This is a genomic window from Alistipes sp. AF14-19 (assembly GCF_003461645.1).
In the GTDB taxonomy this organism is placed as follows: domain Bacteria; phylum Bacteroidota; class Bacteroidia; order Bacteroidales; family Rikenellaceae; genus Alistipes; species Alistipes shahii.
The window spans coordinates 100,680-124,091 of record NZ_QTXM01000007.1; the positions used below are offsets into that span (position 1 = coordinate 100,680).

The 23,412-nt window shown below is 50.4% G+C and carries 18 protein-coding genes; 17 read left to right on the forward strand and 1 reads right to left on the reverse strand.

What is annotated here, in order from left to right:
* The first annotated feature begins 11 nt into the window (after positions 1-11).
* From DWW03_RS08075 to DWW03_RS08125, 10 genes are all read left to right on the forward strand, one after another.
* Positions 12-989, forward strand: a complete 978-nt coding sequence (locus DWW03_RS08075) for a DUF6046 domain-containing protein (RefSeq protein WP_004293595.1) — start codon at positions 12-14, stop codon at positions 987-989.
* Positions 980-2,305: a hypothetical protein gene (locus DWW03_RS08080; RefSeq protein ID WP_004293594.1), complete on the forward strand. Its 1,326-nt coding sequence runs from the start codon at positions 980-982 to the stop codon at positions 2,303-2,305. Before DWW03_RS08075 ends, DWW03_RS08080 begins: the two co-directional genes overlap by 10 nt.
* Positions 2,306-2,567: 262 nt before the next feature.
* Positions 2,568-3,800, forward strand: a complete 1,233-nt coding sequence (locus DWW03_RS08085) for a site-specific integrase (RefSeq protein ID WP_054856192.1) — start codon at positions 2,568-2,570, stop codon at positions 3,798-3,800.
* Positions 3,801-3,817: 17 nt separating this feature from the next.
* On the forward strand, positions 3,818-4,210 hold the full coding sequence (locus tag DWW03_RS08090) for a hypothetical protein (RefSeq protein ID WP_039848164.1): 393 nt from the start codon (positions 3,818-3,820) through the stop codon (positions 4,208-4,210).
* Positions 4,211-4,795: 585 nt separating this feature from the next.
* A complete protein-coding gene (gene mobV / locus DWW03_RS08100; RefSeq protein ID WP_054858168.1) occupies positions 4,796-6,163 on the forward strand; it encodes a MobV family relaxase in 1,368 nt (455 codons plus the stop codon).
* Between the two features lie 335 nt (positions 6,164-6,498).
* On the forward strand, positions 6,499-7,236 hold the full coding sequence (locus DWW03_RS08105; RefSeq protein ID WP_008144975.1) for a DUF1266 domain-containing protein: 738 nt from the start codon (positions 6,499-6,501) through the stop codon (positions 7,234-7,236).
* A 45-nt stretch (positions 7,237-7,281) separates the two neighbouring features.
* Complete coding sequence (locus tag DWW03_RS08110; protein ID WP_229532930.1) at positions 7,282-7,590, forward strand: hypothetical protein; 309 nt, start codon at positions 7,282-7,284, stop codon at positions 7,588-7,590.
* Positions 7,591-7,607: 17 nt separating this feature from the next.
* Entirely contained in the window at positions 7,608-8,408 is an 801-nt protein-coding gene (gene erm / locus DWW03_RS08115; protein ID WP_117749078.1) for a 23S ribosomal RNA methyltransferase Erm, read from the forward strand.
* 382 nt (positions 8,409-8,790) lie between these two features.
* Positions 8,791-9,531, forward strand: a complete 741-nt coding sequence (locus tag DWW03_RS08120; protein WP_008144979.1) for a toxin-antitoxin system YwqK family antitoxin — start codon at positions 8,791-8,793, stop codon at positions 9,529-9,531.
* Positions 9,532-9,537: 6 nt separating this feature from the next.
* Positions 9,538-10,119, forward strand: coding sequence for a DUF4948 family protein (locus DWW03_RS08125; RefSeq protein ID WP_008144980.1), 582 nt, complete (start codon positions 9,538-9,540; stop codon positions 10,117-10,119).
* 228 nt (positions 10,120-10,347) lie between these two features.
* On the opposite strand, the gene DWW03_RS08135 is transcribed toward DWW03_RS08125, so the two are convergent.
* Entirely contained in the window at positions 10,348-11,538 is a 1,191-nt protein-coding gene (locus DWW03_RS08135; protein ID WP_224200102.1) for a toll/interleukin-1 receptor domain-containing protein, read from the reverse strand.
* An 81-nt stretch (positions 11,539-11,619) separates the two neighbouring features.
* Here DWW03_RS08135 and DWW03_RS08140 point away from each other — a divergent pair, with 81 nt between their 5' ends.
* From DWW03_RS08140 to DWW03_RS08170, 7 genes are all read left to right on the forward strand, one after another.
* Complete coding sequence (locus DWW03_RS08140; RefSeq protein ID WP_004293592.1) at positions 11,620-12,510, forward strand: hypothetical protein; 891 nt, start codon at positions 11,620-11,622, stop codon at positions 12,508-12,510.
* Positions 12,507-14,195 (forward strand): hypothetical protein, encoded by a 1,689-nt coding sequence (locus DWW03_RS08145; protein WP_117677918.1) that lies wholly within the window; start codon positions 12,507-12,509, stop codon positions 14,193-14,195. The genes DWW03_RS08140 and DWW03_RS08145 overlap by 4 nt, the downstream gene beginning before the upstream one ends.
* A 3-nt stretch (positions 14,196-14,198) precedes the next feature.
* Positions 14,199-16,469: a hypothetical protein gene (locus DWW03_RS08150; RefSeq protein ID WP_117677917.1), complete on the forward strand. Its 2,271-nt coding sequence runs from the start codon at positions 14,199-14,201 to the stop codon at positions 16,467-16,469.
* A 4-nt stretch (positions 16,470-16,473) separates the two neighbouring features.
* Positions 16,474-17,784 (forward strand): hypothetical protein, encoded by a 1,311-nt coding sequence (locus tag DWW03_RS08155; RefSeq protein WP_018665661.1) that lies wholly within the window; start codon positions 16,474-16,476, stop codon positions 17,782-17,784.
* Positions 17,785-17,919: 135 nt separating this feature from the next.
* Positions 17,920-22,686: a hypothetical protein gene (locus DWW03_RS08160; protein ID WP_117677916.1), complete on the forward strand. Its 4,767-nt coding sequence runs from the start codon at positions 17,920-17,922 to the stop codon at positions 22,684-22,686.
* Between the two features lie 49 nt (positions 22,687-22,735).
* The gene (locus DWW03_RS08165; RefSeq protein ID WP_018665659.1) at positions 22,736-23,029 is read left to right on the forward strand and encodes a hypothetical protein; all 294 of its coding nucleotides are present in this window, start codon (positions 22,736-22,738) and stop codon (positions 23,027-23,029) included.
* Complete coding sequence (locus DWW03_RS08170) at positions 23,029-23,352, forward strand: hypothetical protein (RefSeq protein ID WP_018665658.1); 324 nt, start codon at positions 23,029-23,031, stop codon at positions 23,350-23,352. The genes DWW03_RS08165 and DWW03_RS08170 overlap by 1 nt, the downstream gene beginning before the upstream one ends.
* Positions 23,353-23,412 lie beyond the last annotated feature (60 nt).

Genomic DNA, 23,412 nt, shown 5'->3' on the forward strand with positions numbered 1-23,412 from the left:
ATGAAAGGATTATGGGAAGACTGATACAAATCGCGGCCTCGACTTTGTTGAGCGGAGGCATACTCAACCACGGTTCGCTTGGCGGATACATCAGCAACGCCACGCGTCTGGCGTTGGGCATGGGGCTTGCCGAATTGCAGGACGGGCAGGTACATTACTTCTCCAGGCACCATGACCTGCTCAAACGGGCAGCCATACAGGTTGCCTCGCAGACGGCTTACGGGTTGCTACGTTCCTATCCCCGATACCTCAAATACTGGGAACAGCAGGTGCGGGACAAATATCTTCAGACACAGTCGCAGTCCAGCCTTGCGAACAAGACCGGACAGTACTACCAGCTCATCAGGGAACAGCAGGCGGTGGCGCAGAAGAAAAACCATATCGATTCCATCGTCGGCCGGACAGTGGCGGATTTTCTGGAACTGTCCATATCAGAGGAGGGGAAGTATTATGACAACAGCGAGTGCAAGGTTTTGCCGAACAGCCGGTATGGACTGGTGACATTCGTGGACCTGGGACCGCAGGTACAGGTCAGCAGCCGGAACAATATCCTGCTGACCCGGGTACAGGGGCGGGACTATACCCGCAAGGAATATATATCCGGGGGTGACCTCGAGATTACCATCAACGGCAAGATCACCTCCAAATACCCGGACGTGTATCCCGAGGCGGAAGTGTCCAAGTTTATCAGGCTGGTACAATACAAGGGTGTCATCGATTGCGACAACACGGTATTGCGCCAGTTCAACATTTCACGGTTGATTATACAGGGCTATACCTTACAGCCTACGGATTGCCGGAACGTGCAGCCGTATTCGCTGAACTGTGTCGCCGTGGAGCCATCGGAAGCCGTGGAACTGAAACTGGCGGAACAGGAAAAGGTGGACACGGCCATCAAGCACACGAACAAGTGGATCAAGTATGTTAAATTCGGTACGGAGGTCATCGACCCCGCCTCGTTGCTTAAACTGACACGTTTATGGGTATAGCTGCAATGGATATCCTCTGCTGTCGCATCACCATCGGGGATGCCGACCCATCCAATCCGATGAGGATACAGAACGGCGTGGAGATTACGGAAGTCCAGTCGCTCGAAATCAACGAGAGTTACAAGAAGCTGATCGGAACGGCCAAAGTGATATTCCCGAAAGGGTCGGTATGCCGCTCCACGATTATCGGGAACGTGACATTGGAGGGCAAGGACGTGTCGAGGATAACGACGGAGGTGATGCAGGACGGTGTCATCATCGAGAAACGCAGCGCGCAGCGTCTGGTTGACGAGACGACATTCAAGGTCGGACAGCGCATCAATATCAAGCTGGGCTACAACGGCGTGCTGAAAAATATGTTCGACGGATACATTACCGGATACAATTCGGACAGCACGCTGGAAATCCAGTGTGAGAATATGGCCTACAAACTCAAACTGAAACAGGCACCTCATTTCGAGACCCCGGCGAAAGGGACGACGGTGAACGAGGTGCTGGAAGGCAAGTATAATATCCTGAAAGATACCGGCTTCAGGATACACTCGGATACGAAGCGGTTTGAGATACATATCGGCAAGGTAAAGGTCACGGACAACTTCACGGTAGCGGATATCCTTTCCGAATGGTCGAAGTACAAGGTCTACTGTTTTTTAAAATACGATGCCGATGATGACGGGGCCATACCGTCCATTGCCGTCGGGCGTCCTTATTCGTCCAGCAAGGCTCAGCCGGTATTCCCGGAGGATGAATCGACAGGACCGTACAGGATATACTTCAACGAGCATGTGGCGCAGAGCAACCTGAAAGTGGTCAAGACCGATCCGAAGTTTTTGGCGGTGACGGGCAAGGCACTCGGGACGGATGAAAAATTCTTTGAGGTGACAGTACGCATGAATCCTGAATACGACCCGGCGACGCCGGGCAGCAAGGAGTTTCAGACGGTCAATGCCACGCAGATTTCAAAAAAGACGCACAAAGTAACGGGCAACACGACGGCATCAGGAGCGAAGACCAGGACCAAGGTGGATTTATCCACATATACCATCGTACCATATATGTCACCTCATGTCGGAATCAATTCCGACCGGCTTGTAGAAGAGACGACGGAATACTTTCGGAATTACAATCTGAACGGAATCACCGGCAATGTGACAGTATTCGGGGATTTCGGACTGTCTCCTGCCGTACAGGTGGAACTGATCGACTACCGTAATCCTTCCAAGAACGGCGTATACCTCGTGGAAGAGGTAACGACTACTTTCGGGGTGGGTGGATACAGGCAACAACTGAGTATTCCGTATAAAATTAGGAAATAAACACATAGCGAAAAAGTAAATTTGGGCAGAGCGTAGCGAATTAGCTGATAGAGCGTTCGTTACGCTTTGTTTTTCTATGGGACAGAGCCAACGAAATACCACCTCGAAGCCAAACGGTGCAGAAGTTCAGTTACCACCTCGTTACTCCCGTAACGGGTGCAGATTTCTTGCTAAACGGTTCTGTTTCTGCGTTTTGCATCGATTTACATAGCTGTCGGTAACTCACTAATAACTAATTTTGTAACCAAAAAAGGAGTGAGTTATGCGTAGTACATTCAAGGTATTATTTTACGTGAAGAAAGGCAGCGAGAAGCCGAACGGCAACCTGCCTCTGATGTGCCGTATCACGGTGGACGGCGAGATTAAACAGTTCAGTTGCAAAATGGATGTTCCCCCACGGTTGTGGGACGTGAAGAACAGCCGTGCTTCGGGCAAGAGCGTCGAAGCACAGAGAATCAACCTTGCGGTAGATAAAATCCGTGTGGAGGTAAACCGCCGCTATCAAGAACTGATGCAGACGGACGGTTATGTAACCGCCGCCAAACTCAAAGACGCCTATCTCGGTATCGGCGTCAAGCAGGAAACTTTGCTGAAGCTGTTTGAGCAGCACAACGCCGAGTTTGAGAAGAAAGTCGGACACAGCAGGGCGCAAGGTACATTTACCCGTTACCGGACGGTCTGTAACCATATTCGGGAGTTCCTGCCCCACAGCTACAAGCGTGAGGATATTCCGTTAAAGGAACTCAACCTCACATTCATCAACGATTTCGAGTATTTTTTGCGCACGGAGAAGAAATGCCGTACCAATACCGTGTGGGGCTACATGATTGTGTTGAAACACATCGTTTCCATTGCGAGGAACGACGGACGTTTGCCCTTTAATCCCTTTGCCGGATATATCAACTCTCCCGAAAGCGTGGACAGGGGCTACCTCACCCGAACGGAGATACAGACGCTCATGGACGCACCGATGAAGAACGCCACCCACGAGCTTGTACGGGACTTGTTCGTCTTTTCCGTGTTCACGGGTCTGGCGTATTCGGACGTGAAGAACCTCACCGCCGACCGCCTGCAAACCTTCTTCGACGGCAATCTTTGGATAATCACCCGAAGAAAGAAAACCAACACCGAATCGAACATCCGCCTTTTGGATGTTCCCAAGCGTATCATCGAGAAGTACAAGGGACTGGCTCGGGACGGTCATGTTTTCCCCGTTCCGAGTAACGGAAGCTGCAACAAGATACTCAAAGAGATAGGCAGGCAATGTGGCTTCAAGGTACGTTTGACCTATCATGTCGCAAGACACACGAACGCCACGACCGTGCTTTTGTCGCACGGCGTACCCATCGAAACCGTAAGCCGCCTTTTGGGACACACGAACATAAAAACCACCCAAATTTACGCCAAAATCACCGCCCAGAAGATAAGCCAAGACATGGAAACCTTGTCGCACAAGTTGGAGGACATGGAGAAGAATATCTGCCGAGCCATCTAATTAAAAGCAGAATACCGATGAAAGAAGAAAGGAACATTATCACGATGGACGAGCGGGGCAATATCTCCCTGCCGAGCGATATAGGTGCAACCGCCATGACCGAGTGGGAAATCTGCGAACTGTTCGGGGTTATCGCCCCGACGGTTCGGGCAGGGATAAAGGCACTCTGCAAAAGCGGAGTTTTGAGTATATATGACATAAAGCGCATTATCCGCATATCGGACAGATACAGCGCGGAGGTTTACAACCTCGAAACGATAGCCGCCCTCGCTTTCCGTGTCGAATCGTTCGGGGCGGCGAAAGTCCGCAAGGCATTGCTGGAAAGGATTATGCACGTGCGAAAAGAAAAAACGACGGTGTTCGTGTCGGTTGTTTCGGACGGCAAGCCCAACAGCCGTTGGAAAGCGTGATGATATACCAACATAGCAACATGCAAACGTACCAGCATGCCAACATGCCAACATGCAAACCTATCACTATGGTGATATATATTGCAGGGTCTATTTCTCTTTTCAGAAGAAAGCGGAGCAATCATTTCCGTTTACAAAGGCAAAGCAAGCACGGGGCTTTCCGTCGGCTAAAAGGTCGGGCGGCTGCGCCGTTTCCCGATAAATCTTCCTCTCGCTTCGCTGCGAGTGTATTTATCGGGAAAACCTTGTATCCGACCGCCCCATGCAAAAGAGCCTTTGAAAACGAAAACGACCGCCCCGCCACCCACCGACCGAAAGGGGAAAAATAAGGTGGGGTTATATGGGTAAGCAGACGGCAGGGACAGCCATAGCCGAAAGGCAGGCAGACGGCACGCCGCAGGGTATTTACGGAGAAAATACCGTAGCTTATTAGGGAATTTTCCGAGCCGCAATACTACGTATCGCTGAAAATTCCCCAATAAGGCAAGGGGCAAGCCCCTCTGCACACCCCATCGGGGACGGCATTTCGCCGCCCTCAAAGATAGTCAGATTTATTGTTTCACAAGCCAGAAAAGAAAGGAATATATGGGTTTCGTAGTTTTACACATGGAAAAGGCGCACGGCAGCGACAGCGGAACGACCGCACATATCGAGCGTTTCATCATACCGAAGAACGCCGACCCCACACGCACGCACCTAAACCGCAGGCTCATCGAATACCCCAACGGGGTGAAAGACCGTTCGGCGGCTATACAGCAGAGATTAGAAGAAGCTGGGCTGACACGCAAAATCGGAAGCAACCAAGTACGGGCTATCCGCATCAACGTATCGGGAACGCACGAGGACATGAAGCGGATAGAGGAAGAGGGGCGTTTGGACGAGTGGTGCGCCGACAATCTGAAATACTTCGCCGACACGTTCGGAAAGGAGAACATCGTGGCGGCTCACTTGCACAGGGACGAGGAAACGCCGCACATACACGTCACACTCGTCCCCATCGTCAAGGGAGAGCGAAAGCGCAGGAAACGGGAGGAGCAGACGAAGAAGCGATACCGCAAGAAGCCGACCGACACCGTGAGACTGTGCGCAGACGATATTATGACACGGCTGAAATTGAAGTCCTACCAAGATACCTATGCCGAAGCGATGGCGAAATACGGGCTGCAAAGGGGCATAGACGGCTCGAAAGCTCGCCACAAGTCCACGCAGCAGTATTATCGGGATATACAGAAACTCGCCGACAGTCTGAAAGCGGAGGTGGTGGATTTGCAGCAGCAGAAAGAAACGGCGCAGGAGGAATTAAGGCAGGCGAAAAAAGAGATACAGACCGAGAAGCTGAAAGGGGCGGCAACTGCTGCAGCCGCCAACATTGCCGAGAGTGTCGGTTCTCTTTTTGGCAGTAACAAGGTCAAGACGTTGGAAAGGGAGAACACCGCCCTGCATAGGGAGGTAGCCGACCACGAGGAAACCATCGAAGCCCTGCAAGACAGAATACAGACCATGCAGGCAGACCACAGCCGGGAGATACGGGAAATGCAGCAAAAGCACGGCAGGGAGATAGCGGACAAGGACACAAGGCACAAGCAGGAAATATCGTTTCTGAAAACGGTAATCGCAAAGGCGGCGGCATGGTTTCCCTACCTGCGTGAAATGCTCCGTATCGAAAACCTGTGCCGCCTTGTGGGATTCGATGAAAGGCAGACCGCAACGCTCGTCAAGGGAAAGACGTTGGAGTATGCGGGGGAACTCTACTCGGAGGAACACGGACGGAAATTCACGACCGAAAAGGCTGGGTTTCAAGTGCTGAAAGACCCCACGGACGGGACGAGGTTGGTTCTTGCCATTGACCGAAAGCCCATTGCCGAGTGGTTCAAGGAACAGTTCGAGAAGTTAAGGCAGAACATACGGCAACCTATACAGCAGCAAAGGAAAAGCAGGGGTATGAAACTGTAAAGCTCCAATTTTATACAGCGAGCAAATAAATCTATTGCAACATAAGTGATTATCACAACTTTTCACTACCTTTGTGGTTGGATTAGGGAAACTCCGTCCAAGACATATTAGAAAAGAAAGAAGCGTTATGCTTATCTTGTTGTTGAAAACGTAGGAAATTTTCAAAATGAGCAAGGATGGCATAGTGGTTCTCACGCTATAGCGTGGGCTGCTATTACTACATCTGCTCATTAGGTTTTTCCTACGACCTTCAACAAAGACGTGGCATTGCAGTTCCACGCTTCGTGGTTTAATAATAAAAGGTCTTAAGGAGCTGGAAAGACAAACATAGTACTATGGACATGACATCTCTTTGGGGAAGACTTGCAAAATTGCAGAGTTTCTTTCAGGATGGTTTGAATGTGGATGAAAATTCACATTTGCCAGAAGCGGATTTACGCAAGATAAGTCTTGGCAATCTGTATGTATATCAACAACAAGGTGTATTGAACACATTCGAAACTGGCGTAACTCCCTCTGTTCGTAAAGTTATTTTAGGTGAATACTTTGGTATAACGGATAGGGATAGTGCCATCGAAACTTTGAATTGGTTGTCGCAAGCTCCCTCGCAAACAATGTTTCACTATGCTTATACGGCTTTTCTTCAAGGAGGGGGTAATATAAGCAGGAAGTGGCTTAATGAAAATGAAGAATTGAAAGAACACACCGATTTCCGAAATGACTGTTTGGAAAAGTTGGAAACGATGGAGGAAAAATATCCGGACATTGAACAAGCTGGAATTGTCGTATCCAAAGAAGAAATGGGCAAACTCGGAGTACTTGCGTGGGATGCAGGAAGATTAAACTTTATCAGCAGACTTTGCCTTGAGCAAGAGTACATTGTAAAAGAAGAATGTATGCAGTGTATCAATGCCGCTTACGAGATGACCAAAGAAGTTTATACCAATTGGAAAGACTATGCTTATAGTTATGTTCTTGGTCGTACTTTGTCGATGGGAACTACCAACATGATTGGATTGGCAGAAGATTTACTGACAGATACCAAAAGCCCTTGGACTTATATAAAATGGTGATACTTTATTAAAAAATATTTATTAACTCTACATTTTTTTTGAATTATGAAAACGTTTAATTATGCTCCAGCCTCTCCTATCAAGGATAACATTACAATGTTGGCTGTATCAGTCGGTATGGTTGTCGTGCCGCTCGTTTATCCATTCGGTATAAGAATAGGCAGTACCCGAATACTTGGCCCTACGAGTACTGCCATTGTTTTTATAATCGGAGGACTCGTTCTCTTGGTAATAACATTGAACAAGGTTCATCTTGCCCGTGCTTTGGCGGCGAACGGAGGAAAAATCGTTGTCGATGCAGATAGTGTAACCTATCCTATAATAAAGAAAGGGGAGAAAACCGACAAGTATTAACCTGTAAGAAGTAATTAATGACAAAAAAGAAATTGCCCGTTCGTTTCACGGGTCAGCACTTTACCATTGATAAAGTGCTAATAGAAGATGCAATAAAACAAGCAAATATAAATAGTCAGGATACGGTTTTGGATATTGGGGCAGGCAAGGGATTTCTCACTGTCCATTTATTAAAAATCGCCAACATTGTCGTAGCTATTGAAAACGACACAGCTTTGGTTGAATATTTACGAAAATTATTTTCTGATGCCCGCAATGTTCAAATTGTCGGTTGTGATTTTAGGAATTTTGCAGTTCCCAAGTTTCCTTTCAAGGTGGTGTCAAACATTCCTTATGGAATTACTTCCGATATATTCAAAATTCTGATGTTTGAGAGTGTTGAAAATTTTCTCGGAGGTTCCATTGTCCTTCAGTTAGAACCTGCTCAAAAGTTGTTTTCGAGTAAGCTCTATAATCCATATACTGTTTTCTATCATACTTTTTTTGATTTGAAACTTGTCTATGAGGTAAGTCCTGAAAGTTTCTTGCCACCACCAACTGTCAAATCAACTCTGTTACGCATTAAAAGAAATCAGTCTTCTTTTGATTTTGAGCTTAAAGTCAAATATTTAGCTTTTATTTCCTGTCTGTTACAGAAGCCTGATTTATCTGTCAAAACAGCTTTAAAGTCGATTTTCAGAAAAAATCAGGTCAGGTCAATTTCGGAAAAATTCGGAATAAACCTTAACTCCCAAATTGTCTGTTTGTCGCCAAGTCAATGGAAAAACTGTTTTTTGGAAATGCTGGAAGTTGCCCCCGAAAAGTTTCACCCTTCATAATTCAAAGTTGGTTTGTCAAGATGATTTTTCTGGTTTGCTGTCGTTTTTTAAGCTGCCGCATAACTCTTAAATATGCGAAAGTTAAAACAATATTTCATATTTACAAAACATTGTGATTTTTTTATTTAAAATATCGGATATAAAACATCTTAAATATGACGATGAAGAAGGAGAATTGGAAATCTTCTTGACGGATGATACACAAATAACATTGCATGCAGGATTCTTTGAATCTTTCGAGCGATACGAGGAATTTTTCGCTTTGTTGAAGAAGTGAAGAGGCTAACAAGTTCGATTTATGCGGATAATGGCGTGTGGCTCAATCGCTTTTCGTGGTGATTGAGCCACGTGTTAGCCGCAACCTTGAAAAACAAAAAATACAATGAATAGAATATTGGCACTATACATCTTTTTACTATTGTGTGGCACGGTTTCCGCACAACAAATCGTAGAATGGAGCGATTTGCAGACTATAACAGATAACTCACGGCGCACGGTCTATTATAAAAAAGGCAGAAAACAGCCGTTACGGGGAAAATATCGCATTATACGAGGACTTGACGAGGAGTGTGTTAAATTTTCCGATGGCATGATAAACGGTGATTATCGCCGCTATCGTGATGGGGTGCTGCGTGAATCGGGTATATATGCCAAAGGCAAGCGTAACAGCACATTCACGGAGTATTACCAAGACGGCGTTACTCCCCGAAAGGAAACACCCATGCAGCAAGGCAAGATAGACGGAACTGTAAAGACCTATTTTCGTAACGGCAAAATAGAAGCCGAAAAGGAATATAAGCAGAGTGTGGAGAGCGGGCGGGAGCGCCGCTTTGACAGCAAGACAGGAGAGCAGATTTTTGAATCTCATTATATCGACGGGAAAAAAGATGGCGAGGAGTGGGAAATCTTCGAGGATGCGAGCACGCTTCGCAGCAGGATAATACGCCACTACCGTAACGGAAAACTTGACGGCTCTTATCGTGTGGAATCGACACGGGACGGCAAACCCTATATAACTATCGAGGGACAATACACTGACGGCGAGAAATCGGGGCAATGGATAGAACATAACTATGATAACAATACCCAAACCTGCACATGGCATGGTGAAGGTGGGGCTTAAACAGAGATGAAGATAGTTATCATAATACTACTTTTAACGCTTGCATCGGTCGTAAGCTGCGAGCCACCCATGCCGCCGACGGACGAGGAAATGATACGCCACTTCGCCACGCACGAGGCGGCATTCGACAAGATACGCAAAATCATGGCGGAGAGTTCGGAGGGAAGCTTTCACTATCCACCGCTCTCTCCCTGCGATATTCTCATCCTTGATTCGGCAGGACAAATATCCTACCAACCGAACCAAGTGCAGGACACGCCGGTACACGGGTTATCAAGATCTGACCGAATACAACTCGACTCCTTGTTGTCAGAGATTGGATGCGGTCTTGTCCTTGTTGACCGCAGGGAGCAGGAAACGGCAGATTCGGTATATGTGAGCTTATTTATGCTGTACTACTCCCACGGCATCGTGGATGCGGGAACATCCAAGAGTTTCGTTTACGATCTCGAATTGAGAAGCCGCCGTGACATCCGTATCACCGAACACGGCGACCTGAACAAAATTTACCGCAGGACATACAATGACACTACGCTATACAAGCCCGTCAAGGAAGGCTGGTATATAGAGTTAGACCATTCACGATAATTTTCTTTTTTCGCAAGTCGATTTTATAAAATTGTCACCGAAAGTTCGTACTTTCGGAAAAAGATGTTATATTTGCAAATGAAAGAGTTATTTGACAGCATAGCAATGTAAAACGCTGAAATTCGCACAGTTGCTAAATCGTTACCTCTATTTCTCAAATAATTCGCTAAAAGTTTATTTCTCAATCGGTTAAGTCAAACCGAGAAAAATCTAAAATAAGATTTACCGTTATTCAACAGGAGGAATTTCTATCAATGGTTCTTCGTTTATTACCTTGATAATATTCGGAAGTTCGCTATTGTATTTATCGTCAGTAGAGCAATCAAAACCTTTTCTTCCACTAATGAAATCCGGTGTCGAAGTTTCAAAAGACCCTTTGCGTACAACCGGTATAAATTTAGTGGTTCCCTGATTGTTATATATTTCATGTGATATTATACCCCCTTCATAAGCGGCACCTCCTTTACCGGATTCAGCTTTCTCTTTATACTTTGGAGTCAGAATGCACAGAACTTTAGTTGCCTTACGGATGCTTTCAAGCATAAATTTAGGCAAGTCAGTTCCATGAGGTTGATACTGGTCTATTTGAGCATCAATCCCTCGTCTTCGCAAATCTTTGGCGAAAGTTTGAATCCAATTCATAAAGACATTGTCTTCTACCTCCCACGCATACGAAATCAACACAAACGGCTTGTTTTTATTCACAATTGGTTCTTCCGCCACTTTATTGAGAATTTCAGGCAGAGGCGTATTATCGATTGTAGGAATGTCTACATCTGCCCAAGGATTCAAAGCTTCTTGTATCGCATCTTTTGGAGTATTCATTAGCAGCAGCCTGTTTATTTTGATAGACAAATCTTTGAGGAATTTTTGTACATCATTCTCATCAAGAGCTAAAAATAAAGTCCTATACCATTTAATTCTTGATGTAAATTCTTCCTTTTCCCGCAATTCTGCCATATATTCCCCATATGTATGAGGTAACGACAATGTTGTTAAATATGGCCTGATTGTATTATAAAACAATGGTCCATCTACATACAGCGGCGCATAATCATTTTCTTTGTTCGATCCGATAATATTCCAAAGCTGTTCATATATATCTGATCTACTGGTCTCTTTTTCATAAATTGTCCGCTCAAGGGAAATTTTAGGAATAACACACTCTCCCCCATTTATAACATCGGCACCATTCTCCGTAAGAGCTATAAAATCTCTATCTTTTAAGTAGAGATAGCCATTATCAATGAGGGTATTTACCAGGAAATACAATATACCCAATTGATTACGAGTAAATTGCTTTTCAGCTGCAAATCTAAAATTTCTGAGCATGTTACCTTGCCCGGCTTTAAAGCATCTTGATTTTTGAAAGAAATCAAATATATATGTAATATAGGATTCTAAAATTTCTTGTTTCATAAGTAATATCATTGTCTTTGCAAAAGTACAAAATAATTGGCAACCAATAAACTATGCTCCTCCTATTCTTTCAAAAAACTCATGTCTTCAGACAAATCCAACCAGTTGCTTATCCGTGAGGCTATCCGCAAGATAGCCTTGGGACGGAGTATGGAGCGTATCAATCTGGCTCCCGGAGGCATGTCCGGTATCGGTACGGCCCGCATGATACACGGCTATGTCGCCAAGATACACGACAACCCCTCGGACGAGGAGTTTTCCGACTACGGCGGTACCATTGATGTCGGCGAGTACCCGGACGAGACGGCCTCCGCCGAACCTGTTATCCATAAAGGCGTGTTGCTCTCGGCCGCCACCAACAGCGAAGGCGGCTTCCTGATCGTCCCCGCACTTTTTTCCGACGTGACCATCTTCATGGATGCCGCCACCCGTTATGCCTATGTGGTTAACTTCTCCCATGTGGATATCCTGCGGCTCAATGCCCGCACGGAAACCGTCATCGGCGTGACCGAAATGGAGGAACTGGATCCGGAAAACGACTCTTCCCCGGACTACGACGAACTGGAAACCACCGGTAACGAGACCTCCACCCACTATACGCCGACGGCCGTCACAACAACCGTTAGGAATGACAAGGACAAGGAAGCGACAACCGTTATCGATGCGGAAAGCATCACGCATACGGTGGACAAGTCTGAAGTCAGACAGACAGCAGATAAAGTGGTACAAAAGGTCAATTCCACGACCGTTGCCGTTGCCGACAACAAGGTGACGCTCGGTGACGAGAATGCCACCGAGCCGCTGGTTCTGGGTAATGAGCTTGCCCGGCTGATGCTCGACTTCCTGACGGAATGTTCGAAAATCATGACTCCCACACTGATGGGCACGATGTCGCCGATCAATATGCCGAACTTCATCTCGCTGACATCACGTATCCAGAAATTTCTTTCCAAGACCAGCTATACCAAATGAGCGTACAACTGCATCCCGATATAGAAACCCTCGACAAGGAGAGCCTGTGCTATTCCATCTATGCACAGCTGTACCATAACTTTTTCAATGCCCAGCAGAAAAAGGACGACGAGCATCCTTACGGCATCGAGGAAGGCGACGAGACCAGCCTGAGACTGAAGAATACCGCTTACGGTTTTGCATCCGCCATTGCCGGAGCCGTTACGGGAGAAGGCGGTTCCGGAAGCGGTGGCTTGCTGTTGGATTACCTGAAAAAATCGGGCGGTGACATGACCGGCAAGCTCAGTGCCAATTACGGTTTCGAAGCCGGCATTGGAAACACCCGTATCCTGGAAACCTATTCGCAGGACATTACCGATCCGGAAGGTGTGGTAACTGCCATCGAGTACGGTATCAGGATTACCGGCAACCTGAAAGTCGGGGGCGACAGCCTGCATATCGGCGGCAGGCAGTTGCTCCGTTACGACGCGGACAAGGCCACCGCTACAATCAACGCTTCCCATATAGACTTTCTGGATGCGACGGTACATTCCAAAGGGGCATGGATTATCGGGGACGAGGATACAGGAATATCCATCTCCCCGACACGGCTGGCCGTGGGCGGGCAGGATGTCTATCATCGTGGCAACGCCAATACGGACACGGTGGATTGGATGATGCGGGACGGCATGGTGAGACGGAATCTGACGGTGCGAGGGAGTACGGTCATGGATGGCGGACTGAAAGCCTTGCAAGGCGTGGAACTGGGCGACAAAGGGAAATGTCTGCTTTCGTTTTCGGAAGAGGATGTCGCGCTCGGCGGGTTCCTCTCGTTCCTGGACGGGTTCGGCATCCGGATCGGAGATGTTCCCGTACTGCTCTGTACCGACAAGGACAAGATACAGCTCGGGAGTATCGGTGGTGACCTTCTTTTAGGCGGCGACCATACCCCGAAGATACGCCTGTTCTCCGGCATATCGGACGTGGACGGCGAGTGTCTGATGCTTTCCCCTTACGGAAAGGCTTGTTTTCCGGGCTCGCTGACTGTCCGCCACAACTACGGCGCCGACCTGCTCTCCTCATACCGGGTAGACACTTCCGATGAAGGTATCGTTATCCACAAGCGCTTGCGGATGGGCACAGCAGAGGGATTTATGTTCACAGGCGACAGGGAGCGCGTATCGCTTTCTTCCGAGGTAATCTACGAGGAAGAGGACGTAAGGACGGCTATCCCTCACAGCACGGATTTTTCACACCGTCCGTCCGTGAGCTGTTATGCCCCGCAGAACCGTCACAGCGAATCGTTCCATATCCGCACCGATGCCGATTTCGTTACGGTCGCTGTTCCGTTGGAAGCAGCCGGGCATATCGGAATCCATGCGTCGCCCACCCGGATTACTGACAGAATCCTATACTTGACAGAGGCGTTACGCCTGCAAGCGGTGGAGGACGGTATCCGGCATTACGGAAACAGCGTCTTTACCGGGTCGCTCTCTTCGGAGTTCTTTTCCCCGGGCCTTTCCGGAAGCGGATGGGCTGTCCGCCGGAACCGGACGACAGGAGGCGTCTCCGCCACATTCGACGAGGTGGTGGCCCGCCGTAAGTTCCGCGCCTATGAGTTCGAGGTCGAAAAGACTTCGGTAACCAACGGTTCCTTCTGGATCAGCGACAGCTGTTCGGGAGACACCGTGGAAAAACTGTCATAATCCATGTCCGTATTCCGTTATCCGACATACAAGATCCGTATCGCCCCCGACTCGCAGAAGACACAGGGACTGCAAGCCGGGGATATCATCCGCAGGCAATATGCCGAACGGGAGCGTACCGTCTATTCGCTGATGTGCGTGACAGAAACCGGAACGGAGCTTGTCGGAGACAAGGACGCCCCTTATTTCATCGGGGCATTGCTGGACGGGGACGAACCGCAGGGCGGTGAACTGCTGGACTTCGTGCGGATTACCAACCTGTTCGATACGGCACGTAGCGGCGCCTTGTACCTGACGGCTTCTGACAGCGATTCACCCTATATGGATGTCATCGACGGCATGGCGACCGAACGCTCCCTGTGCTATCCCGTCATGGACGGAGGCATGGCGGGAGTGCCGGACAAGTCCAGGTACGCCGTTTATGGCAGCATGCTGCAAACGGAATATCTGGATGCCGATTCGGAAGCGACACGCATTGTCCGCATTATCCGCAACGCGGAACCGGCAGGAAACGATTCCTTCGGGCTGATGCTGACATTGGAAGAACCGGTCGGATACCCGGAGCGCCTGCTGGTATCGTTCAAGGTCAGGTCTTCCAAAACATCAGGTTCCGTACCGATCCGATTCGGCTATACGAACCGTGAAAAGACGGATGCGGAAGATGAAATCTCCATCGGCCGGGAATGGAAGTACAAGTTATGGGTCATCACCGTGGATTACCCGGCACAGTACAGCCGGAGCCTGTTTCTTGACCTGACATCAAGCCTGGCCTCCGAGTGGGACTGGTGCGAGGTCGCCGACCTGAACATTGTTCGTCTTGCCTCCGTATCCGCTTTCAGCGAGGCGAGCAAGGCCCGTGTGGGAAAGGTCAGCGGCATCATCGATCCGGTCTTCGGCATGTTGGATGGTTACGGGGCCTATTTCCAGAATCTCTATGCCACACGCAATGTCAATATAGCCGGCACGCTTACCGCGGGAGACGAGAACGGTTTTTCAAGCACGTTTTATGTGGGCAAAATCCACAAGAATGTCATACCCGACAGCCTGTCCTGCCGGTTCAGCCATTCGGAAGAGCTGGATGAAACATCTCCCGCCGGACTCGGGCGGTGTGTACGGATAGCCGGAGACAGTCTTCTTGGTGCGCAAAGTGCCGCCTGGCGGGAGGCTCATACAGGAGTCTGTTATTGTTTCTCAGTCTGGATAAAAGCGGAAGATACGGCAGCCATCCGGTTCTATCAGGATGAACATCTTGTCGGTGATCGGACGGTGGCTGCCGGTAAAGGATGGGTCCGTTATAATGTCCCGTTCCTCATACGCGGGTCAGATTCCCCCGTCATGTGTCTCGGCATTGCCGCTTCCGTCCCCCTGTCGTTGTCCGCCCCTCAATTGGAGGCCGGAAGGAACGTGACCCCCTATCAGGCGACCGATGAAGCCTTGTCCTACACGGACGATTACGGTGCCTGGTTCAATAAGGGAGGTATCGGGGGTACCATACAGAATCCCCTGTTGCGGCTGAACGAAGACGGCTCGATCGTTTCACGGGACGGTTCTTTCGTCATCCATCCGGACGGGACGGGCCATTTCGCCTCGGGACGGTTCAAGTGGGGCAAGGATACCATCGAACTGCGCGATGTGACCATCCGCTGGGAAGACCTCGATGAGGAGGCGCAGGAACTGCTCAAGCCCCGTTCCGTCTCCCTGACAGGCGGCACGGCGTTCCATTTCAAGGACGAGCTTTCAGGCGCATGCGAGCCGGAGAATATCCCGCTTGTGGCGACCGAATACAATTTCGAGCCGGAAAGTCGGCAGTGGGAATACCTTGCCGTTGACGGCATATGGAAAGATGCCGGATGCAATGCCACCGTATTTGAAATGACACCCCCGTTTCATGGCTGGGAAGGGCGCGACGTGCTGACCCTCCGCTACACGGCAACATACCGTAATGAAAAAATCAGTGCGACCCATACCTTTTTCAAACTTTACGACGGATCTCCCTCCTATACTGTTTATGTGGAGTCTGAAAACGGCACGACATTCCGCAACGGAATCGTCTCGACGGTACTCCGTGCCAGGGTGTACAGGGGCGGTGAAGAGATTACATCGCTCATTCCCGACGGCAATTTCCGCTGGATACGGACGAGCCGCGATACGGAGAGTGACAGGATATGGAACGCCGCACCGCGTTACGGCAGGGAGATAGAGATAACCGGCGGGGACGTGTGGTGCAAGGCCGTTTTCGACTGTGAAGTGAATATATCAACAACATTACAATAAGCATATGGCAATCAAAGTAGCACGCGGACAAGTCACCATCATCGACCAGAATGATGCTGTCTCCTTACAGGCGTTTATCGGTTCCTCGCAACCGCTGACCCAGGTATTCAACAAGGATACCGGCGCGTATGCCCCCTCGTGGGCGGCATCCCCGTACCTGATATTGACCCCTTCTCTGTTTGTCAGCGGCAAGGCGGCCGTAGACCAGATCTCATCCGTCGGCAACGCGGCGACATTGACAGCCGGTGTCAAGAGCGGTTCCGCCAAATGGTACAAGGACGGCACGGTCATAACTTCCGGACAGGACAGCTGCACGATCGGCGCCGCTTCCGCCAAATACGCCCTGACCGTCAAGGCAAACCACATGACCGTTTCCGCCCCGCAGGTACGGTATACTTTCGAGGCAATCTACATCGATGCCAACGGGCTGGAGATTCCTTTCCGTGCGGAGGTACAGTTCACCCAGCATCTGAACGCGGGGGCGATGATTGCCGCCGTGGCTTATGCCCCCGACGGCATTGTCTTCAAGAACGATGAAGTGGCTACGCTCAAGGCGCACTGCGACCTGTGGCGGGGCGCCACCATCGATACGACCAATGTGACCTATGCCTGGGGCATCAAGGACTCTGCGGTATTCGCCAACACGACCCTTACAGCCGAGGCAAAAACCGGTGCGACCACCGTTACCGTCGCTTCCGTCACCAATATGGAAGCCGGGGGTAAAATCTCTATCGGGTCCGTGCAGTACACCATATCGGCAGTAAGCGCTTCAACCAAAGTGGTAACGCTGACTTCGGCACTCACGGGAACCAGCGCTTCTGGCAGTCCGGTATCCTGTCCGTATTACAATGCAATGCTGGGGGCCGGATGGGCCTGCCTGACTTCCGCCAATCCCCGTGGAGTGACGGCAGGCTGGACCACGAACGAGATTACCATTACGGCGGATGCCGTGCTGAATTTCGAGACATTCAAATGCGCCATCAAGGATACGGATACATCAGCGGGCAACAGTTCGGCAAACAAGGTGGTCTGCGATATCATCTCGTTCACGGACATGTCGGACCCCATCACGGTGGATCTTGTCAGCCAGAAAGGGTTCACGATAAAGAACAACGGCAACGATGTCGATGCCAAGGCGGTACTGTACCGCAACGGAGAGGAACTGGATGCGAACGGCACAGCCTATACTTATACATGGAAATTGTGGAACTCGGCCGGAACATCGGTCATAAAGACCTATACGGGAAAATCCATCACCGTATCGAAAGCGGATGTGACCGGCAAGGGCGTACTCATGTGCGAGGTATCGAAATAATATAGAAACGTTATTGATTTTAATGGACGGTGACCGGTATGAATCGGTCGCCGTATTTATTGAATGGCAATATTCTTATTTGTGACGGCAACCTGCTACCATTCTTTTGGCCTATACTTTCCGTAAAGAGCATATATGGTAAAGACACTGGTCGCCCGGGGGCAGGCGACAATCCACATACAGAAAGACGGCTATACCATCAGCCAGTCGCTCGGAGAATATGTCTTCCCCGCGGATGCGGACGGGAAGATACCCTCCGCCGTATCCGTCACTTCCACCATCCAGGTAACGCTCGGGGATTCCGATTTTTACGGATTCTCCATCGGACCGGTTGTCAAACCTGCCGGGTTCTCTTCCATATCCGTCAACAACAGCAACAAGACCATTACCTATAACATTGCGGCGGGTACGGCCACGCTGGCCGACCATGGTACGGTTTCCATTCCCGTCATCATATCCGGAGCTACCTATACCCTGTCATTTGTCTGGTCGAAAGCCAAATCCGGTACGCCGGGAAAAGACGGTGCAGATGCCTCCATGCTCGACTGGGTCAAGGAGTGGAACACGGGCAAGACACTTATCAACAACAACACGGTCATTACCCCGAAACTGTTCACCGGCATCAAGAACAGCGACGGCACTGTTTCCGGTATCGCCATCGGTTCATTCCCACTTTCCGTAAAGACAGCTTCCGGAACGGTTACTGTCGAAACTGTCAACGGCATCTATGGCTTCAAGGACGGTTACAAGACCTTCTACGTGGACAACGGGGGCAACGTGCAGTTAGGCAACGGCAGCCAGTCCATCAAATACAACGCTTCCACCGGCAAAATCGAGTTCGGGGCTGATGTCAGCCTGAACTGGGCCGGTGCGGCCTATATCGATAAGGACGGCATCTTTACCGGAAAACTCTCCGCCGATACCGTGAAAACGTTGCATCTCGATGCCACACAAATCACCTCGGGCACGATTTCAGCTTCTCGTATCGACGTGGCCTCCCTGAAAGCCTCGCTCATCACCGCCGGAAACATCAATGCCCTGACCCTCACGACCACCAAGGGAAGCATCGGAGGGTGGAGTATCGACAGTGACAGCATCTATCGCGGAACGAAGAAGAATGCTGCCAATACCTATACGGCGGCATCCGGATCGATGACTGTCGGATCAACGGGTATCCGTGGCTATAAATGGCGTCTTGAATCGACGGGAGCCGGTGCGGTGGCGGGCGGCAATATCGTGTGGGACGCTTCCGGAAATGTTACTTTCGCCGCTTCCGTTTCCCTTCAATGGACAGCCCCGATTGATTCCATAACCACCGCTCTGGGTGGTAACACCTACCCCAAACTGACCAAAATCACCGCGGCAGGTATTTATACCGGGAGCATTACCGCCGGTCAGATTACTGCCGGTACCATTTCCGCCGACCGTATAGCGGCGGGCAGCATCAATGCCTCCAAACTGGATACGGCCAGCGTGAAAGCCTCGCTGGTTACGGCAGGCAACATCGAAGCCCTTACGCTGAATGTCACCAAGGGCAAGATTGGAGGCTGGATGATCGGAGCGACGGCATTGAGCGGCAGCCATATCCTGCTTGACAGCGGGAACAGGCGCTTGGTGGTCTATGGATTGAACTCCAGCGCGACAGCCGGACAACGGGTACAGCTGTATTATGGCAGCGACAGTGATTTCGGGCTGTACGCGACCAACAGCGCGGGGGCATGTATCGCCCGTCTCGGTTCACAGAACAATATCGCCGGGTGGACGATAGATGTGTCTTCCATCCGGAAAGGCAACGTGGTGTTGGGCGGTGACGGTTCGATAACGAACGGTACAAAATGGAAGCTGAACAATGACGGCAGCGGTCAGATCGCTTCCGGAAACATTTCGTGGGATGCAGCCGGGAAAGTCTCGTTTTCCCCCGCTGTCTCCCTGCTGTGGAAAAACGACATAGAGGCGGCTCGGAAATCCAATTACGGCTATCCTTACTACCATAAGATTGTCATCAACGGAGAGGAAGACGTGTATTATCCTGTCATTTTCAAAGGCGGCGAGCAAACCGTCAAGCGGGATATCCTGATCCGTCGCGGTTATAGCGAGCAGGCTCCTGACAGTTGGAACACCTCCACCCATAAAGGCGGATTGATCCTGCTTGTCAAGGCCAATTTCGGCGGTTGGGGCGGTATCGCCTATTCTTGGGACATCTACGAGCTTTCCGAGATGTACTGCCGCATGTTTGCCGGGGCCGCCCTGTGCGGTAACAACTGCATGTTCGCCGTGTTCCTGCGTGGCGGCGGGACGGGCGGTGCGGTCTACCATATCTATTCCGACCAACCGATCGTCAGCAGTGCCATGAGCCCGTCCCCCATACCGGCGGCTCCCCAAATCGCCTATAACTCGGATTTGATTTTCCAGAGCGGTTCCACGAAAGCGAACGCCCCGGCTCCCCGTACGCTGACCGCTTCCGTGGAGGAAGAGATACGGCGCAGGCGCTTTATCGCATTGGCGCAAGGCAGCGACAGTACCCTTGCCGCCCATCCGTTGACTTATATCGGCTCTACGGGAATTTACACCGGAACATTGACGGCGGCGCAGGTCAATGCCGTCAGCATCAACGCATCCAGCATCAAGGCCGGGACACTCTCGGCTGACCGTATTGCGGCGGGCAGTATCAATGCCTCCAAACTTGATGCGGCCAGTATCAAATCCTCGATCATCAATACGGCCTATATCAACGGTCTGAGCTGTACCTTCACCAAGGGGAAAATCGGGGGCTTTACCATCGGGAGCGACAACATCACCGTCGGCAGTGTCGGAACAGCCGGTGCCATACCCTTGCAGATCCGCTCGGCATCAGCCGGAAGCGGTTACTGGTACACGGGAGGGTACAAACCATTGGGCATTACGCTGACCTGGCATCAGAGCAGCAATGCCGGCCATATTGTCTTCGGACAGATTGCGGCAAGCGGGAATACGGTCAAGACCGGATTCATCGGCATACAGATGATGTCCTGGGACCATCTGGAATACTTCTGCCTGTCGGCCAATTATACCAAAAGCGGAGCGAAGGAGGTCTATAACCGCATTGCTGGGTGGGCATTCGACCATAACCACATCTGGAAGAACAACATCTCGTTGGGCTCGGACGGTTCGATCACGAACGGTACAAAATGGAAACTGAACAACGACGGCAGCGGGCAGATTGCGGGAGGTAATATCTCATGGAACGCTTCCGGTTCCGTTATTTTCGCCTCTTCCGTGTCTGCCCAATGGACGACCGGAATCACGACCGCCCAGGAACTTGCCTCGGCCATGGCGTTCGGCAAGATGCTTTACCGTGACCCCACTTTCTGGAAAGGGAACAACGGCACTGCCGTCTATAACAATTCCGGTAACGGCATGGTGACGATTACCCGGGAGCAGGACACGGCCGCCCCCAATGACAGCAAGTACGTACTGAAGATACAAACCAAGGGTACGGCCAGCCCCGGCAACGGGGGATTCTATTTCGGAACGACTTGCAGCTCGCGCAAGGTACTGGTCGCCCGTATCATCGCCAAGATACCGGCCGGACGCAACATCTGTTGGGCGACCAACAGCATCGGCACAGGCGGCTCAAGTCGCTGGCTCACCCCCACGGCCGGTACGGGAGACTGGAAGGAGTACATCTACAAGGTCGTCTGCGGGACCTCGAATTTCTCCAGCACCCATTACTTCTATATCGACGGGGCACAGGGAACGGCTTCCACCCCGCTGACCTGGTATGTGGCCTATGCAACGGTCTTTGACCTGACATCGACGGAAAAATATACCACCACCATTGACGCTAATGGGGTATACACCGGTACCGTGAAGGCGAACCAGATAATCGTGGACAGTGCGTTGGTGGTTGGCGGAAGTTCCTATAACGGAAGTGTCTCCGTCAGGGATGCGAACAACGCTGTCAAAGTGACCCTTGACAGGACAGGCATCACGGCCGTGGCCGGTAAGATCGGCGGGTGGGCAATCGGAACAAGCTCGCTTACAGCATCCGCCCCAAGTTCCGGACACCGCATTGTCATCAGTGCATCCGGCTATATCTATCATGACAATCCTTCCTCGGGAAAAGATTACTGGGGTCTGAAGACTGACGGTTCCGCCACGTTCGGATGCGGGAAGATCTCGTTTGCAGCTGACGGTTCCGGGTATCTTGCCAACCAGAATATCAAGTGGGACGCCGGCGGTAACGTGACCATGACCGGAACGATCAATGCCAACGCCGGGACCATCGGGGGCTTTTCCATCGGTCAGGGACGTATCGGCTCTACCGCTTCGGGTAGCGGTTCCGGGGGTGGACTGGCCATTTACAATGACCTGTTCCGCGTGGGAAACACCACCTCCTATGTCCTTTTCGGGGCGAACACGTTTCCGGCATCCACAGGTGGTACATGCGCCACCGGCAGAATCGTGAACAACAAGTATAATTCATACCTGAACAACTACGGGCTGTATATCGAGGTAAAGAATGGATACAGGAATTATGGTGTGTGGTCCAACGCGGCATTGGTCGGTCCTGCCGCCATAGGCATCAAGATGAAGACCGTATATTTTACGGGCTCCGGGTATTCCATTGACTTCTCCGCCGCCAACATCTTCTGCATCTATGCCAATGCCACCTATAATGTCAGCCTCCCCAGCGCATCGTCAGTCGCGAGCATGTTCGGGTATTCGAGCCTTCCATCGGATTTCGCTTACGTGTTCACGTTGTTCTACAGTTATAACTGGGGTGGACACGTGAATATCATGAATGTGAGGAACCAGAACGGGGGCACGACAAACTACGGTATGGAGAGAGGGGATTCACTGACCCTTCTTTGCTGCAACTACCCGTCATTCCACTATCAGGCATTAAATTACAACAGCTAGTAACCGGAATCCATAGCCTTGCCCTATACTTATTAAAAAGCCAAAGCGTATGAACATTACCAACATCACTGTCACCAAGACCGCTGAAGAAAAAACGGAGAACGCCTCCTATGTATTGGAGTATTCTATTGTCAATGACGAGCTGAACCGTCTTCATGTTTCCGTGAATGAGAAGGAAGCCGATACGGAAGGGAACATACCCCCCGTCGGGATTATCTACATGGAACAGGGGAACATCTCCTGTAATCTTCCCGCTGGAAGGGAACTGGGTCCCATATTCCGGGATTTCGACAAGATGCAGCAATATATCCGTGAAAGTATCAATCCTAAAAAAGAATCATAATGGAACTGAGTGTCAAGGACCGCCTTTACCTGCCGACCTTCCTGCCGGCACGTGGCAACTTTAAGGAATTCAACCTCAAAAAGGAAATCCTGCGTAAAATCGCCATCGGTGACGAGGAACGTAAAGCCATCAACCTTCGTGAAAATGCGGAAGACAAGCGTATCGAGTGGGACGTGGAGAAAGAGCATCCCTTGGAGGTAGAGTTCTCCGCCGACGAGATGGCCTACCTGCAAGCCGCCTGCGAGAAGATCTCGGACGAGGAACTGCCCGACGATATGTGGGGCACCGTGGAGGCGATTTATAACGAAATCTCCAACGCATAAACCGAAATTTCTGTCTGCCGCTACTCTTTACACAAAGAGTACCCCGGTCGTACTCTTGGG